Source organism: Leptospira semungkisensis (assembly GCF_004770055.1).
Classification (GTDB): domain Bacteria; phylum Spirochaetota; class Leptospiria; order Leptospirales; family Leptospiraceae; genus Leptospira_B; species Leptospira_B semungkisensis.
Map to the genome: position 1 here is coordinate 25,092 of NZ_RQEP01000005.1, position 15,223 is coordinate 40,314.

General features: G+C 43.2%; 16 protein-coding genes and 2 tRNA genes. 14 read left to right on the plus strand and 4 right to left on the minus strand.

The features are described 5' to 3' along the window. Positions 1-158: 158 nt before the first annotated feature. Positions 159-1,046, plus strand: coding sequence for a porin OmpL1 (locus EHO59_RS00155; protein WP_135583586.1), 888 nt, complete (start codon positions 159-161; stop codon positions 1,044-1,046). A gap of 33 nt (positions 1,047-1,079) precedes the next feature. On the opposite strand, the gene EHO59_RS00160 is transcribed toward EHO59_RS00155, so the two are convergent. Continuing rightward, positions 1,080-1,781, minus strand: coding sequence for a protein-L-isoaspartate O-methyltransferase family protein (locus EHO59_RS00160; RefSeq protein WP_135583588.1), 702 nt, complete (start codon positions 1,779-1,781; stop codon positions 1,080-1,082). A gap of 39 nt (positions 1,782-1,820) precedes the next feature. Between EHO59_RS00160 and EHO59_RS00165 the strand changes: the two genes are divergently transcribed. Beyond that, a tRNA-Phe gene (locus tag EHO59_RS00165) sits at positions 1,821-1,893 on the plus strand. An 8-nt stretch (positions 1,894-1,901) separates the two neighbouring features. Here the strand turns inward: EHO59_RS00165 and EHO59_RS00170 are convergent. Beyond that, complete coding sequence (locus tag EHO59_RS00170; RefSeq protein ID WP_036090732.1) at positions 1,902-2,141, minus strand: hypothetical protein; 240 nt, start codon at positions 2,139-2,141, stop codon at positions 1,902-1,904. A 102-nt stretch (positions 2,142-2,243) separates the two neighbouring features. Here EHO59_RS00170 and coaE point away from each other — a divergent pair, with 102 nt between their 5' ends. From coaE to EHO59_RS00215, 9 genes are all read left to right on the plus strand, one after another. Beyond that, entirely contained in the window at positions 2,244-2,870 is a 627-nt protein-coding gene (coaE, locus tag EHO59_RS00175; RefSeq protein ID WP_135583590.1) for a dephospho-CoA kinase, read from the plus strand. Then, positions 2,867-3,523 (plus strand): SPOR domain-containing protein, encoded by a 657-nt coding sequence (locus EHO59_RS00180; RefSeq protein WP_135583592.1) that lies wholly within the window; start codon positions 2,867-2,869, stop codon positions 3,521-3,523. The genes coaE and EHO59_RS00180 overlap by 4 nt, the downstream gene beginning before the upstream one ends. Positions 3,524-3,642: 119 nt before the next feature. Continuing rightward, on the plus strand, positions 3,643-4,284 hold the full coding sequence (locus EHO59_RS00185) for an FFLEELY motif protein (RefSeq protein WP_135583594.1): 642 nt from the start codon (positions 3,643-3,645) through the stop codon (positions 4,282-4,284). Between the two features lie 114 nt (positions 4,285-4,398). Next, entirely contained in the window at positions 4,399-5,088 is a 690-nt protein-coding gene (locus EHO59_RS00190; protein WP_135583596.1) for a hypothetical protein, read from the plus strand. 97 nt (positions 5,089-5,185) lie between these two features. Then, a complete protein-coding gene (locus tag EHO59_RS00195) occupies positions 5,186-6,031 on the plus strand; it encodes a CPBP family intramembrane glutamic endopeptidase (protein WP_135583598.1) in 846 nt (281 codons plus the stop codon). 151 nt (positions 6,032-6,182) lie between these two features. Then, positions 6,183-7,760, plus strand: a complete 1,578-nt coding sequence (locus EHO59_RS00200) for a methyl-accepting chemotaxis protein (protein WP_135583600.1) — start codon at positions 6,183-6,185, stop codon at positions 7,758-7,760. Between the two features lie 258 nt (positions 7,761-8,018). Further along, positions 8,019-8,100, plus strand: a tRNA-Leu gene (locus EHO59_RS00205). Positions 8,101-8,355: 255 nt separating this feature from the next. Next, positions 8,356-8,706, plus strand: a complete 351-nt coding sequence (locus EHO59_RS00210) for a hypothetical protein (protein ID WP_135583602.1) — start codon at positions 8,356-8,358, stop codon at positions 8,704-8,706. Further along, a complete protein-coding gene (locus EHO59_RS00215; RefSeq protein WP_135583604.1) occupies positions 8,703-9,029 on the plus strand; it encodes an LIC10260 family lipoprotein in 327 nt (108 codons plus the stop codon). Before EHO59_RS00210 ends, EHO59_RS00215 begins: the two co-directional genes overlap by 4 nt. 21 nt (positions 9,030-9,050) lie before the next feature. Here EHO59_RS00215 and EHO59_RS00220 read toward each other — a convergent pair whose 3' ends face one another. Continuing rightward, positions 9,051-9,761 carry an IspD/TarI family cytidylyltransferase gene (locus EHO59_RS00220; RefSeq protein ID WP_135583606.1) on the minus strand — a complete coding sequence of 237 codons (711 nt, stop codon included), beginning with the start codon at positions 9,759-9,761 and terminating at the stop codon, positions 9,051-9,053. Then, the gene (locus EHO59_RS00225) at positions 9,736-11,007 is read right to left on the minus strand and encodes a diaminopimelate decarboxylase (RefSeq protein WP_135583608.1); all 1,272 of its coding nucleotides are present in this window, start codon (positions 11,005-11,007) and stop codon (positions 9,736-9,738) included. The genes EHO59_RS00220 and EHO59_RS00225 overlap by 26 nt, the downstream gene beginning before the upstream one ends. A 77-nt stretch (positions 11,008-11,084) precedes the next feature. Here EHO59_RS00225 and EHO59_RS00230 point away from each other — a divergent pair, with 77 nt between their 5' ends. The 3 genes from EHO59_RS00230 to EHO59_RS00240 all read left to right on the plus strand — a co-directional run bounded on the left by EHO59_RS00230 (position 11,085) and on the right by EHO59_RS00240 (position 15,134). Next, positions 11,085-12,152, plus strand: coding sequence for a zinc dependent phospholipase C family protein (locus EHO59_RS00230; protein ID WP_135583610.1), 1,068 nt, complete (start codon positions 11,085-11,087; stop codon positions 12,150-12,152). 21 nt (positions 12,153-12,173) lie between these two features. Beyond that, the gene (locus tag EHO59_RS00235; RefSeq protein WP_135583612.1) at positions 12,174-14,642 is read left to right on the plus strand and encodes a penicillin-binding protein 1A; all 2,469 of its coding nucleotides are present in this window, start codon (positions 12,174-12,176) and stop codon (positions 14,640-14,642) included. An 81-nt stretch (positions 14,643-14,723) separates the two neighbouring features. Then, the gene (locus tag EHO59_RS00240; RefSeq protein WP_135583614.1) at positions 14,724-15,134 is read left to right on the plus strand and encodes a bactofilin family protein; all 411 of its coding nucleotides are present in this window, start codon (positions 14,724-14,726) and stop codon (positions 15,132-15,134) included. Positions 15,135-15,223 lie beyond the last annotated feature (89 nt).

The window sequence follows — 15,223 nt, forward strand, 5'->3', positions numbered from 1 at the left end:
GAGGGCCTTTTTTATTTGTAGACCTCAGGACAAGAAGTTCTAATCCCAAAGCATTATCTTTTTTTCGTTCCTCTCACTCTACGTTGATGCAAGAAAAAGGGAATATAAGCCTGGATCTTCCCGCTTGATTCTATTACTCCTCGTTTGTTTGATGACGTATGATTCGAAACAAATGGGCCCCTCTTGCCCTTCTCATTCTATTACCGTTTAGCAATTCTGACGCAAAATCTTATGTCATGGGAAGCTTAGGTCTTCAATTCGACTTAGGAAGCTTGGGAAATACGATCGCCACTGATGGATTGAATGCATCTAGCAATTATTCATCCACCGCATCCGATGGAACACCTGGGATTCTCCCTCGTAGAGTAATCATTCCTGAAGATAGGCTTTTGACTCTGCAACATACTACTGACGGTTTGATCAAAACCAAAGCGAATGGTGCAATGTCTGGTATTGTGATGTCCATCGGATTCGAGCAAGACTTCGGAAAGGCTTTCTTCTGGAGAGTCAACGCAAACTATACTCGGAAAGTAATGGGAGGAGATACTACTTCTTCTTTTCTAGGATATCAGTTCTATGATGTTACTTGGGATTACAGCGCTGTTCAAATTCCTGTCAACATAGGTATTAAACTTTCTGCAACTGAAAATACGTCTTTCTATATCGGTGCCGGTGCTCACTACTTCAAAGGTGGATGGACTTTAGAAGGAAGTAATAGAACGGAAGACGTTCACCAATTCTTATCCACTGTTCCGGGTGCGACTCAGATCAGCGATCTTCTTGCTGATGGAACTTCTCCTGTTGCAAACTGGGAAAAGACATCTTTCAACGTTGCTGGATTCGCTCCAAACTGGTTGATCGGTGCTCAATCCAGAATTTCGGATAAGGGCCACATTTATATGGAAGCCGAAACTTTATATTCTTTCAAATACGGTATCGCTCACCCATCCTCTTTGGGTGGTGCGTTAGGGCTCGCTCCGAGTGTAGCTTATCCTATCGTACTAGGCGGAACTCAATATAGATTCGGATACAAGCACGAGATTTAAATATTCTAGTTTATAGTAATATTTTATGAAATCCTAAAGCAGTTCGGTTCTTCCTAACAAAGGAACGAATTTCACAGAAAGTCGATCCGTCTCGATCAGACGTTCTTTCTCCTTCTTCAAAGTGAGAAGAAATTGATATTCGTCCTTGAATTGCACAGGAAGAACCGCAATCCCATTTTCTTCTAAGGAATCGAATAACGGATTCTCTTCCGAAGGTGTTTTAGGAAAGCAAGCAGAGGAAACGAATTTCGAAAATCTCACCTGTCCTTTTGAAAGAAGAAGAGCATCACCTTGCAGGATCCGATTTCTTTTCGTGAATCCGGGAGACCAGGTTTCCAGAACGGAGATTGCCCTTCTTCTCAGGTCCGGAAAAATTTCTAGGGAAAGGATTTTCGCGCCCATCGCATCCAGGATCGCCGAGAGATAGCCGGAACCTGTCCCTATTTCCAGCACAGTGTCGGAAGAATTGATCCGGAGCCGATTGACTATATAGGCCACTATATAAGGCTGAGAGATGGTTTGTTCATCGCCGATCGGAATGGCCTTATCCTCATAAGAAAGATGTCGGACTTCCTCCGGAAGAAACAGATGTCTAGGGACTTTCAAAAAAGCGGAGAGCAAGTTTTCGTCCAGGATCCCTCTTCCCACAATTTGCTCTCGTACCATCTTCTCTCTCGCGAGAATCGTCTCGGGAGTATCGAACGAAGAGGAAGAGTCTGATTTAGGATTTTCCATTGACGCCTAGGCCCGACTCAGTAATTTGGTTCTGGGTTCGGCTCTGTAGCTCAGTCGGTAGAGCAGAGGACTGAAAATCCTTGTGTCGGCAGTTCGATTCTGCCCGGAGCCAAATCCAACTTATCCCTTCTTTCTTTCCTCTCCCAGTTTCCATAGTTCAGTAAAAACCAGATCCTCCACCTGTTTGCAAAGCTCAGGTTTATATAATTTCTTTACCGGAGGCTTAGGATAGACATGGATCTCATCCGTGTCCGGAATATAAGTCAGCATCCTTAGGATCTGGTCCTCTCCTTCGATTTCATACATCGTATAAGACATTCCCTTAGAAGGGATGATTTGAGAAGTTTCCAGGTATTTCATTCTTCGTTTCTATTTGGCCGATCTCATTTGAAAAGAAGTAATTCTAATACATAAAACATGAAAACGCTTGTACTAAAACTGCTTCTTCTATAAGTTTTCCCAATGACTCGCTCTTCCATGAGAGCCGACGAGAGCTTTCTCGTTGGGATCACCGGTATGATTGGAGGAGGAAAGTCCACGGTTGCCCGTCTCTTGGAAGAGTTAGGAGCCTTTCGGATCAGTGCGGACGAGTTAGCTCGTAAATTCACTGAACCGGATAGCCCGATCACCGAAGAATTGGTCCAAGCCTTGGGCAAAGATATATTGGATGAGTCCGGCAAGTTGGATCGCAAACGGATCGCCAAATTAGTATTTGGGAATCCGGAGAAGTTGAAAGCCTTAAACGGCCTTACTCATCCTAGGATCCGAAATGAGTTCTTGGACATCCTGAACAGGCAGGGCAAGGGAACTTTAGTGGCCTGGGAAGTTCCGCTTCTTTTCGAAACGGACTCTTTCACTCTTTGCGATGCTACCGTATGCGTGATCTCCGACATTAGCTCTTCTCTTGAAAGGGCTGCCAAAAGAGACGGGATCAGCAAAGAAGAGGTGGAAGCAAGGGCCAAAAACCAGCTTTCTCTTCAGGGAAAAGCCGAGAAGGCCGACTATTCTCTTAAGAACACAGGGGATTTGGAAGACCTTCGCAAAGAATGCGAACTATTGTACTCTAAGTTGAGGGAAAGAATGAAATGAAAGAGAAAGTTTTCTACGTCATTAATCTAGACAATAAAAGAATCACGTTATTATCCCTATTTCTAGTAGGACTTCTCTTTTCCTTCTTCTTCTTAGGAGTTTCTGTGGGAAGAAAGAGAGGTCAGGTCCAAGATGATCTGACCTTGAACTCGAATCGCGAAAGTTTGCAGGCAATGTCCTCTTCTTCCGTGACCCAAAATCTAGAAGAGTCTGCGAAACTCTCGGAAACCAAACGAGAAGAAGAAGTGAAGTTCCGAAATCTTCCTCCAGGAGCAGAAGTTGTCGACCTGAGAGCGGAGCCTTCTCCGACTAAGAAAGAAGAACCTTCCAAGATCGAGACCGAGGCTCCGGTTTCTTCCGAAAAAAAATTAGTTCGCAAGGAAAAGGAACCAAAAAAATCCGTTGGGACTCCGCATAAAAAACTTTCTCATAAAGTAGATAAGGACTTTTTCGTTCAGGTAGCGGCCTTCAAAACAAAAGAAAAAGCGGACGAACTCAAATCGTCCTTAGGTGGGAAGTCTTACGTGAAAAAAACGAAAAACGGATATTTCACGGTTCGCTTAGGCAATTTTCCTTCTAAGGATGACGCGGAGAAATCTATGAAAAGACTTCCCGCAAATTTGAAAGAGAACTCTTTGGTCTCTAAGGAATAATTTCAATCTCTCGGAGAACGTTTGTACATTTCTTTCGAGTGTGAATTGCTTAGACATCAGTCTTTCGTTTTTTCAATTGACCGACTAACCGGGAAACTTCACTTTCGTTGTTAATAGAAATGGATCAAAAAGAACTCGAACCAGTTCGCATCGCCGTTGTAAGATCCACCATAGATAGATTGCGTCATACGTATTCGGACCTGATTGGCTCGATTAAGGGATACGACGGAATTCCAAGCTTCTTCGAAAATAATTTATACGCTCCCAGCAATAAGGAAGAAAGAGACAGCGCTCTCGAAAGCCTTTACGAAAAATTAAAAACCGTCGCGGGCAAGTCGATGACGGACAATATCCATCAAATCATTCTATTAAATAGGATGACTGACTCCTTAGATTTTGATACTGCCAAAGTGGTGATCGAGAATAATCTAATAGAGGACGGATTCATTCCCCAAGAAGGATTGTATGCAGCGTTAGGCGCAGTTGGAAGATTCGAGGACAGAAAAGAACAAATCCGCATGGTCGGAGAGACTTTGAAATTCTTCTTTTCACTTTCCAAACTCCCGATGGTAAAACTAATAATGGCACCGATCAAAGTAGCCGCCTCTATGGTCGGAGCAACTTCTCTCGTTGATACGATGGAAGCAGGTTACAATCTCTCCACTAAGATCAAGGATTTACAACCTTTCATCGATTCCTTTGTAGATAGAGAGAACCGACTCCTGGGCAAACTGATCAACGGCGAAAAGATAGACGCCTGATCTTTTCTCTTTCCTTTCTCAAATCTAATTCTAATTCGAATCCCTCTTGCTATTTTTTCCGGACAATATCCAATCTTGTCCCGATCGGATCTTAGATCCGCGGAGGATGGGTTCATGTTTATCGGACATTATAGTGTTGCGTTTGCCGCAAAGAAGGTGGAGCCTAAGACTCCTCTTTGGGCCACTTTCTTAGGAGTCCAATTCGTAGACATTCTGTTCATGATCTTTATCGTATTCGGGATCGAAGGTGTTCGATTTGTTCCCGGGATTAACGAAGTGAATAGCTTTGATCTGTATTTTATGCCTTATACCCACAGTCTTGTCGCAGGGATTGTATGGGGAATTATAGCGGCTCTTTTCTTTAAGTATATATTATTAAGATCTAAACCGTATACAAGCTCTACTAAGAATAGGATCTCTGTATTGATCGGACTCAGCGTTCTCTCTCATTATTTTCTGGATCTACCTATGCATAATCAGGACTTGCCGATCCTTTTCGATTCGGGACCAAAAATCGGCTTCGGACTTTGGAATCATAGATACTTATCCATGGGAACAGAGTTTATTTTAACTCTAGTCGGTTTGCTTTTGTATTTCCGAGCAACGAAGCCAGGTCCAGGATTTGTAGGACAGTATGGAATGACCCTATTTTCGGGATTTCTGTTTCTTCTAGTGCTTTCGACTCCATTCATGCCCCCTCCTCAAAGCATTCCTGAATTTTCCACTTCTTCTTTGATTGGATATATTCTGTTGATTGTTTTGGCGGGTTGGTTGGACAGCAAAAGAATTCCGGTTGAGTCCTGAGGGCTAAATAGAATATTATAATTCTCGAAATCACTCGAATGCGGCTTTTTAGATCAGAAGCCGCATTTTCGGAAAACTAAAGATAAGAGAAGGCCTCATGGTATTAGAAGAAAGAAGAAAGTATTTCCCCGGGATTGTCGGTGCCATTCCCTTACTCTTGCTTGTTATATTCTTTAGTTTACTAGTTCCTTTTTGTATTTCACTGTTCTCTATTCGATTGGATCAAAAGATCCTGATGGGAACCACAAACTCTTTTGCCTTCGGGATTACTATCTTCATCGGCTTTCTACTCACGAAGAGAAAAGTCTCAGAAGTATTTCGGATGGATCCACCTAAGCTTATGGAATCCTTGAGCTTTATCATCACTGCGGTCGGGCTCTCCATTCTTTTGTCCGAAGGAGATAACCTTTTTTCCTTGGTCTATCCAAAGCCTCAGTGGATCATAGATGCGTTTAGTGGTTTATTCGATGGAGAAAATATTCTCCAATCCTTCTTTCTTCTATCTGTTGTTGCCCCAGTCACAGAAGAGCTTTTGTTTAGAGGAATTCTTCTAGACGGATTTTTAAGAAATTATTCTGTGAGAAAAGCCTTTCTTCTCTCTGCAATTCTATTCGGAATCATACATCTCAATCCTTGGCAATTCGTAAGCGCGAGCGTTATCGGAGTGTATTTGGCATGGATCCTGTATCGGACCAATTCTATCTTTCAGACGATTTTAGTTCATGGAGTCTTTAACGGGATCCCTCTCGTCGTTCTACATGTTCTGAAATTAGAAATTATCGGTTATACAACTCTAACTGAATTCGGAAAAACCCAGCCTTTGCAACCGATTTGGCTAGACCTTTTGGGTTTACTCATTACTGGTTTTGGGCTATCTCTAACTTTGATTTTCTTTCAAAAAAGGAAAAATGAGAAGCAGGCTGAAATTTCCTATGCCGATTAGCCTAACCGCGAAAAGTTTATTTTGCTCTTCTGGAACAAGACTTTGTAAAGTAGGACAAGTTTCGTAAGTCCAAAAATAATAGGGCCGATCCATATACGGCCCGTATTTTATCTAGTGAATTTTACCTAAAGAAAGAATCATAGAGGATCACATGTCTTCCAACTCATTTCAGGCAACCAACTTCTCCATTAAAGGAGCGACGAGCATCAATCGGATCCGAATCGGTTTCTCCATCGTTATGCTTTTCGTGAACCTACTCTCCATAGTTTCAAACGCTCAAGGAGAAGGAGCTTCTAAAAGTACTATCCTCAATCTCTTGATAGAGTTCATGATCCTGGGATATGGTATCGCTCAAATCATACTGATCAGAAAGAATAAACTTACTCCTTTCTTTATAACTCTAGGCGTATATTTAGACATCCTAATGTATACTATGATCTTTATCGTGGTTACAGTAACGGCCGCTTCTCTGGAAGCAATGGTCGGGACACTGAAGATGCCTTTCTTCATCATGCTTTACTTTTTTGTAATGATCTATTCGGGCCTTCTTCTTTCTCCAAGAACCACTCTGGTCGTAGGATATCTGGCGTTGATCGGAACCTTTTCCATGGACTATTTCGCCTGGTTGAATGGAGTGCAATTTAGATACGCAACTGATAAAGCCGAAGAAATGTCAGTATTCTTCGAAGTCATCAAGCTAGTATTCTTTATCCTTGGGATCCATATTCTTACATCGGTAGTGAAGTTCTTAGTGAATGTTTCAGAAATCGCAACCGTCTCCAGTAAGGAAGCGGAGCAAAAGACCGCAGAAGCGGAGAAGACGAAAGACAGAATTACTTCGGAAGCGGATGCATTGAATAAGAATACTTCCGAAATGAAGACCGAGATGGATACTCTGAACACAGAGATCCAAAGTCAGGTTTCCAGCATGGAACAGATTAGTGCCTCTTTAGAAGAATTGGCGGCTTCCACAGATAGCGCAGCAGAGTTCGTGAAGGCTCAGTTCGTTAAGATCGAGGACTTGAACAGAGAAAGTGATACTCTTCATTCTATTCTTAAAGAGGTCCGAGTCTCGACTGAGTCTCTTTCCAAAACTACCGAAGAATCTAAGGTCTATAGCCGAGACGTTTCCGCAGCGATGGAAGTCTTAGGAACGAACTTCAACGAGGTCAGCAAATCCTTCCAGAAAGTCCAAGACGTGAACGATATCATGAGAGAGATCGCGGATAGAACAAACCTACTCGCATTGAATGCTTCTATCGAAGCGGCGAGAGCAGGAGATCACGGAAAAGGATTCGCAGTCGTTGCGCAAGAGGTAGCAAAGTTAGCGGACAGTGCATCCGAGAACGCGTCTACGATTTCTAAGATCATTGCAGAAGCAGCCAAACTCATCACAAACGGTAATTCTGCTGCAGAAGAAACCAAAAGAAAGGTCTCCGTTCAAGAATCCGGTTTCTCTTCTATCGTTACGAACCTGAACCAACTCCAAACAAGAGTCGAAAATCAGGGCCAGATACATGATTCCTTCTTAAAGTCTTTCCGAGAATTATTCGATCTTTCCAGACAGATTGAATCCATTGCGAGCGAACAGAAGAATGGAACGAAGGAAGTCGTGCAGGCTCTTTCTTCTATCGAACAATCTTCGAATATCATTTCGGAAGGTTCTTCTAGGATGAGATCGAATTTGGAAGAATTGTCGGAACAATCTCAGAGACTCGTAGCGAAGTAAAAATTCGAAGAAAAGATTGGAGTTCGGCTTTTAAACAGTTCCCACGTAATCGAGTTTGGGTTGCTTATTTGACGATTTTCTGATATTAGCAGAATCCGCGAACCCAAAGCCCCCCTTCCCGAGATGAGTAGGGGGGCATTTCACGACCAGATAGCGAAATCTTTTGCGCATCCAAGAATTAATTGTAGCTCCTCGAAACAAAACAAATTCAATCTGCTTGACTGTAAGTTAACCTACTAGAAATTGTCCTTAAGCCTCGCGAGTGTGGTGAAATTGGTAGACACGCCAGATTTAGGTTCTGGTGCAGTAATGTGTGGGGGTTCGAGTCCCTCCACTCGCAAAAAATCCGATCAAACTCAATAGTTCGTAAAAGTTCTTTGGTAGGACCATATTTACTATGGAACTAGATAAGACACGCTATAAAGTCGTATGGCTCTAGAAGTTAAGCCTATTTGCACATCTTTTTCTGATAAATCATATCTCAAAATGGATATATGTTTATTATTATTAAGAAAATTATGAAAAATTAATGTAAAATCTATTGTATATTTTCTTTCAATTCATTCTCGTGGATAAAATTTCTAAAGGAGATGAAATGAATATTTTTCGTAAGAAGTTAACGTTACTCGCGTTATTTGCAGTCGTAGCAATTAGCTGTTCCACTACGCAGAGAGTTTCTGTGCTTTCCTTCGGGAATCTGGAAGGAAAACAAATTCCAGACTCTACTGAGAAACTGACCGGAGGGTCAGTAGAAGGTGAGAATTGCGGCTTCGCTTATAGCCTTGCGTTGGCCGTGCATCAGGCCCTGCAAAAACTTCCCCAAGCGGACACTTTACTAAACGCGGATGTCACCCATAAGACGGGAATATTTGTTGTAAGTAATTGCATTTCAGTTAAGGGATTCGCAACGAATAGCGCTAACTTAAAAGAGGAGAAAAAGAAATGAAGACGTTCAAACTTCTTTTGATTTTGGCATTATTTCTCCTACTTGCCTGCCAAAGCGTTCAATATCCAGGTCCTTTAACGTACATTGCTGTCGATCAACCTGTAGGAAAAATCGATACCTCCCAGTCTCAAAAGGCCATTTTTAAAAAGTCGAGAGTCGGCTTTCTGTATCGGAGTCCTGTTGGAGTCGCGGATTATTTGAAAGAAGCGGAAGCAAGAGGGGCAGGACCAATTGAACGTAACGGGGACGTGGTTATGCGAGTTCCTTTCTGTTTCTTTTTTATCTGCTTTGGATCGGACAGTATTGTGATCAAAGGCAAATAAGATCGAGAATATTAAACTTTTCTAATTTTTTGCTAGGGCTTGGAAGAGTGGTAAAATTGCCTCTGCAAGTGCCAAGTCTTCTGCTCTAGTAATTTTTAAATTGTACGCATGAGACTCCACCATGTGTGAAGGTATCTCCTGCGATTGGGTCCAAGTGCATAGATCCGTAGGTTCAAAATCTGGGATCTGCTTCGGCAACTTCTTCAGTACGTCCCCTCGGATCGCTTGGGGAGTCTTCATAAACCAGATCTTCTCTCGGTCCAAGAAATGGAAACTGTCCTTTTGCTCTTCCATAACTGTCTCGTAGTTCCTGGTGGCAAGAGTGGCCACTCCGAAGGTTTCCGTTTCCTGGGCCAAACGATCCAGATCGTCAGAAAGCACGAATGGTCGAGCGGCATCATGAACCAATACTATATCTTGATTTGCTACCTGTAAGCAGGAAAGACCAGCTAACGTGGAAGCATGTCTTGTCTCTCCACCTTCTACAATTCTATCCCAGTCTCTAAGATACGGAGAACATATCTTTTCGGTTTCTTCTATATAATCCCTGTGAGAGACTAAAATGATGCTCTTGGTCTTTCCCCATTCGAGTAGGGATTCGAGACTATAAAGAAGAATCGGTTTTCCTTGCAATTCCAAGAGCTGCTTAGGCACGGATCTTCCCATTCGGGAGCCTGTTCCTCCCGAGAGAAGAAGTACATGCACATTACCCGAGGGCAACCAGGACTTCATTTTGTAGGATCTGTTCCAAGTTTTGTTTTTGTCGGATCAACTTCACACTTCCATCGCTATCGATCAGAACTTCAGGAGTTTCTGGGTAAGAGTTATAGTTCTTCGTGGACATAGAAGAACAATAGGCTCCCGTTCCCTCCATCACTACCAAGTCACCTATCTCTGGAGTATGAGTAGTTCTGAGTTGAGGTCCGCCGCCTTCTTCTTGAGTGATGAGATCTCCACTCTCACAGCAATGCCCCACATATACAAAGTCTCCCGTACCAATCTTTGCTCCTTCTTTTTGAGGAACAACGACGAGAGGATGCTTTGCCGCATACAATGCTGGACGAGTATTCACATCCATTCCCATATCTAGTTTTACGAATGTGAATCCATCCTTGCCTGTGGTTACAATATCATCTACTTGAGTCAGGATCGCTCCGTTATTCACCATTAAATAAGAACCAGGCTCGATCTCCATCTTAAGCTGGACGCCTTTGTCCTTCGCATAATTTTCGAACAGTTCTTTGACCGGTTTTCCGATCACTTGAGGATCTGTGGTCTTCTCGCCCTGCATCCTTCCCACCTTGAAGCCTCCGCCCAGATTCACAGTCCTGCAATCCGGGAACTGAGATGCGATCTCCAAAGTATAGTGAGCCACTGCCTTCCAAACTTCCGGATCAGAACCGGAACCGATATGAGTGTGAACTCGGACCAATTTCAATTTGTACTGAGAGAGTATTTCTTTTACTTTTCCGATCTCTTCATGCCAGATCCCGAAAGAGGAAGTATTTCCTCCCACATCCGTCTTCTTAGTAGCGCCGGAACCCAAACCAGGATTGAAGCGAACACTTACTTCTCCGCCGGGGAATGCCTTGCCGTATTCTTCCAATTGTCTGAGAGAACATGCGTTGAATTGCACACCTTGAGAAACCAATTCCTTTAGGGATTTTGCAAGTTGCTGGGAAGTGAGAAGAATATCCGAAGGCTTGAATCCTGCAAGAAGAGCCCTCTTCACTTCATGTTCAGAAGAAGCGTCTATATGAATTCCTTTCTTTCTTAGGATTTCTAGGATCGTACGACCTGGATTTGCCTTCATCGCAAATCGAACGGTAATGCCAAAAGCATTCGGAAAGGAAAGCACCGAATCGCAGCTGCTTTCGATCCCTTTTCGGTTATAAATAAAAATCGGAGTTCCGTATGTTGCGGCGATTTTTCTTGCTTCTTCCGGAGTCAAAAATTTAAGATTTTCTATTGATTGCATAGGGTTAGAGGGTTTTCTAGATAGTTCTAGGCCATCTTTCTGATCGGTCCGGGTTTTTTCAAAGGCAAAATTCCAATATGGCAGGCAAAATCACTCACCTCGAAGCTCTCTCTCAGGTCTGCAAGCATTTGGACCACGGCACTCCTGAACAAAGAAAGATCGCCAAGCTGTTAAGAGAAGAAAGCACCCGCAAGTTCGCAAACATAGGCGCAATCGCTCCCGATATTTTTTATTTTTATCACGTTCTTTCTCCCGTTCGCACCAAGAAGGCCCTGCCTTGGGGAGATCTAAGCCATCACGAGAATGTTTTGGAATTAATTTTGAACTTCCTGGACCGAGTACTTACTGTCGAAGAAGGAATTTATAGAGATAGATTTCTCGCATTCACGTTAGGATACATTATCCATTGCGCAGTGGACATTGTGACCCATCCTTATATCTTCTTTATTTCCGGAGATTATTATAGCGCGGATAAGGAAATCAGTTCCAAGGCACAGTACAATCACATGAGAGTCGAGTTCGCTCTGGATTCCTGGCTCTTGGATTTCCGTTGGGGAATGACTCCAAAGGCCTATGATTTCGTACAACATGTGGACGTGATCTTCAAGGGCAAGGACGGAAAGCAAAAGATGGATCCTATGCTCTGGGATTTCTGGCTGAGAGGATTGAAAGAAACATTTCCGAATGAGTTCAAGGAAAAGTATATAGGCTCCGAAGAGAAGATCATTCCGGGAGATATATTAAACGAATCTTTTTTAGGTTATCTCTATTTTCATAGATATCTTGATTCTCGTAGCAAGTTCATTCGCGCGGCACTCAGCCTTATAGATAGGATTACATTTCATAGAGTTAAGTCTTCCGTTCTAATGCTTCCTCTCAAAGAGCATATAGACAAGAGGATCATGAACGAAGAAAAAAGAGAATGGTCTTATCCTGCGGACCCAAGCATAATTCGTAATGATTCTTTCGTAGAATTGATCAATCGCTCCTGCGATGCCGCTAAAGAAGCAGTTACAATGGCCTGGAACTATGCGCACGACAAGGCTTCCCGCTCGAATATGATCAAAGAATACCAAGGATATAATCTGGACACCGGCCTGAGATTCCATGGTATAGATAAAATGCGTCAGTTTTCGCCTTTATAATTTGAAATACAAACCAGCCAGATGAAACACGAACCGGTCGATTTTTTTACCAGATACTTTGTAGTTTTATTTAGAGAAAGGATCCAGAGTCGTTTGCATTCTTCGGATCCAATCCGAAAACTTTTCTATCTAGTCCTTCTTCTTCTATTCTTGAACGGATTCCTATTCGTGTTTTCTATAAAAGACATTTGGAATGTTCCGAAGGCAGATCAGTACGAAAAACCTTCTCTTCTATTCGGGATCAATGCCGAAGGAAATTATGAACCAATCGCCGAGTTCTATCGTTTTTCTAGGATCGTATTAACCGAAGAAGATCTTCCTGGAGGTTGGGACAATAAGGTCATTCGCTGTTTCGAATCCACTGAGGACAATAATTTCAGATCTCATAAGGGCTTGGACCTGAGAGGAATTTTTAGAGCTGCCATGGTCAATCTTCTTGCAGGAAGAGTGAAAGAAGGTGCTTCCACGATCACTCAGCAGGTAGCTCGACTTAAATTCCTAAACACAGAAAGATCCTTTGGACGAAAGGCAAGAGAGGCTTGGCTCGCACTTCTTCTAGAAGCAGTCTTCGATAAAAAGACTTTGATGAATATTTATCTGAACGAGATCCCTCTCGGTCATGGAACAATCGGAGCCGGCGCTGCAGCCAGATTCTATTTTAGAAAAGATCTGAAGGATCTAAGCTGGGGAGAAGCGGCACTTCTCGCGAGTTTGACCACAAGACCTAAGGAATTTTCTCCTTTGGTAAATCCGAATACTTCCGCAAGTAAGGTGAGGGTAGTATTCAAGAAATTGGTGGAGAATGGGATCCTGGATGTGGATACCGCAGAGAAAGAGTTCTCAGCATTCTCTGAATATTATATAACTCTAAACCGTTCTCCGAATGATTCCGCATTTTCGGATCGATTGAATCGTTTTCCTTATTTTACGGAATATGTGCGCAAGAACCTTTCTCGCTATATTCCTCCGACCCAGTTGTATGAGGGCGGGCTTAAGATCTATACTACACTGAATATTCAGCACCAAACCCAAGCGGAGAAGGCGCTAATCTCCGGGCTCAAACAACAGACCCAGCTTTCTAACCAGAGAGCGTTTACTAAAATAGATTCCTTCGAGGATTCTTACGGTCCTATTTTCCAACTTCTCTCGGATCTGAACGATGTTCCTGAGTTCAAGTTCAAGATCTCTCGTTCTTATAGGACCTTCAATCGGGCCTGGCAAGAGGATCTGAGGGACGAGTTGTCCGTCTTAAATTTGATCTCAGGCACAGAAGGCTTGGGAGAAAGCATCGATCTAAACTATAAGACCCAAGCGACTCAGGACCATCTTCTTCCTGTAGAAGGAGCGCTGATCTCTATTCGTCCTGATACAGGCTATATTACTTCGATGGTGGGAGGATCCGGATTCCGTTCCGACAACCAGCAGATCCGCGCCTTCCAAGCGTATAGACAGCCTGGATCTGCGTTTAAACCGTTAGTCTATGCTTCTTCTATGGAATACTATCACCAGCATCCAGACGATAAGAAGAATGTAACTGCGGCTTCTCTCTTTGATGACTCTCCACTTCAATATGTTTTGGAAGATGGAGATGAATGGAATCCGAGCAATTACTCCGGAGAATATTCAGGATTCATAAGATTAAGACAGGCTCTAGAGCTTTCCAGAAACAGTGTTGCCGTGCGTCTTCTGGAACATACCGGCTTAAATAATCTTCTTCCGAATTTAGAAAAGATACTACAAGTAGAGAGCCGAAACCTTCCGAGAGACTTTTCTATCGCATTAGGAAGTTTTGAAGTATCTCCGTACGAACTCGCGAGAGCGTACACAGTTTTTGCATCCGGAGGAAAGCAAGTCTTTCCTCTTAGCGTTCTCTATGTAGAAGACGAGAACGGAGTCCTTATCAAAGATTTCAGAAAAGAGTTCGAGACCAAAGAAAAGAAACGATTAGTCTCTTCCGAAGTCAGCTATGTAATCACTTCCATGATGGAAGATGTGATTAAGAAAGGAACCGGAACCGGAGCAAGATCTTACGGACTCACTCGACCCGCTGCAGGAAAAACAGGAACCACGAATAATTTCAGGGACGCATGGTTTGCAGGTTATACTCCCGAACTCGTGGCAGTGGTCTGGGTCGGATACGATACAGGAACACTTTCTCTCGGAAGAGGAATGTCCGGAGCAGTCGTAGCCGCTCCTATCTGGGGAAGATTCATGGCAAACGCACTCTCTAGAGAAAAGTCCAGGTCCTTCGATTTCGGAGAAGCTAAGATTGTACGAAAAACAATCTGCTCCATTTCCGGAAAGCTTCCCGGAAGCCATTGCTACCAAACAGAAGAAGAAGTCTTCGACTCTAAGACAGTCCCGAAAGAAGTCTGCGAAGATCATAAGGGAATGACAGGTCCGGAGCCTAGTCACCACGAGCCAACACCCCAAACTACTAAAAAGAAAAAACCAAATCTTTTCGAAGGCGACGAGGACGTAATTCGGTAATCATGTAGGATCTCCTACAAAAAGAGTTGTCGATTTCGGAACCGCTCACCAAATAGATGAATCAGCAATCAGGAGTAACAGATGGCCATCGGTAAGGATAATAATAACAGCGTAATCGGCCCCGGTTCCATATTTGAGGGCAAATTCTATATCGCTGGTTCCCTACGTATCGACGGAAAATTCGAAGGGGAAATTAAGACCGACGACGCATTATTCATAGGCGAGACCGGAAAGGTTCGCACCAATATTTCTGCGAGAGAAGTGATCGTAGCGGGAACCTTGATTGGAAACATTAAGGCAGAAAACGAGGTCAGACTCGAAGAAACCGGACGTCTCTTAGGAGACATTATTGCTCCTTCCCTTTCATTAGCGAAAGGAGTCGTTGCCAAAGGAAACATCACTGTTACCGGCGGACAAAAGAAAGATGTGAAAAAGATCGTGGAAGAATCTTTCGGTGGTACCAGAACCCTGGACAACGGAAAGGAAGAGTAATTTTACGGCCAACCGTTCTTTTTCCCTCCTCTTAGGATTCGTCCCAATCAAAAACTCGGGTGGAAGCCCACCCCGTTGGCCGATACTGA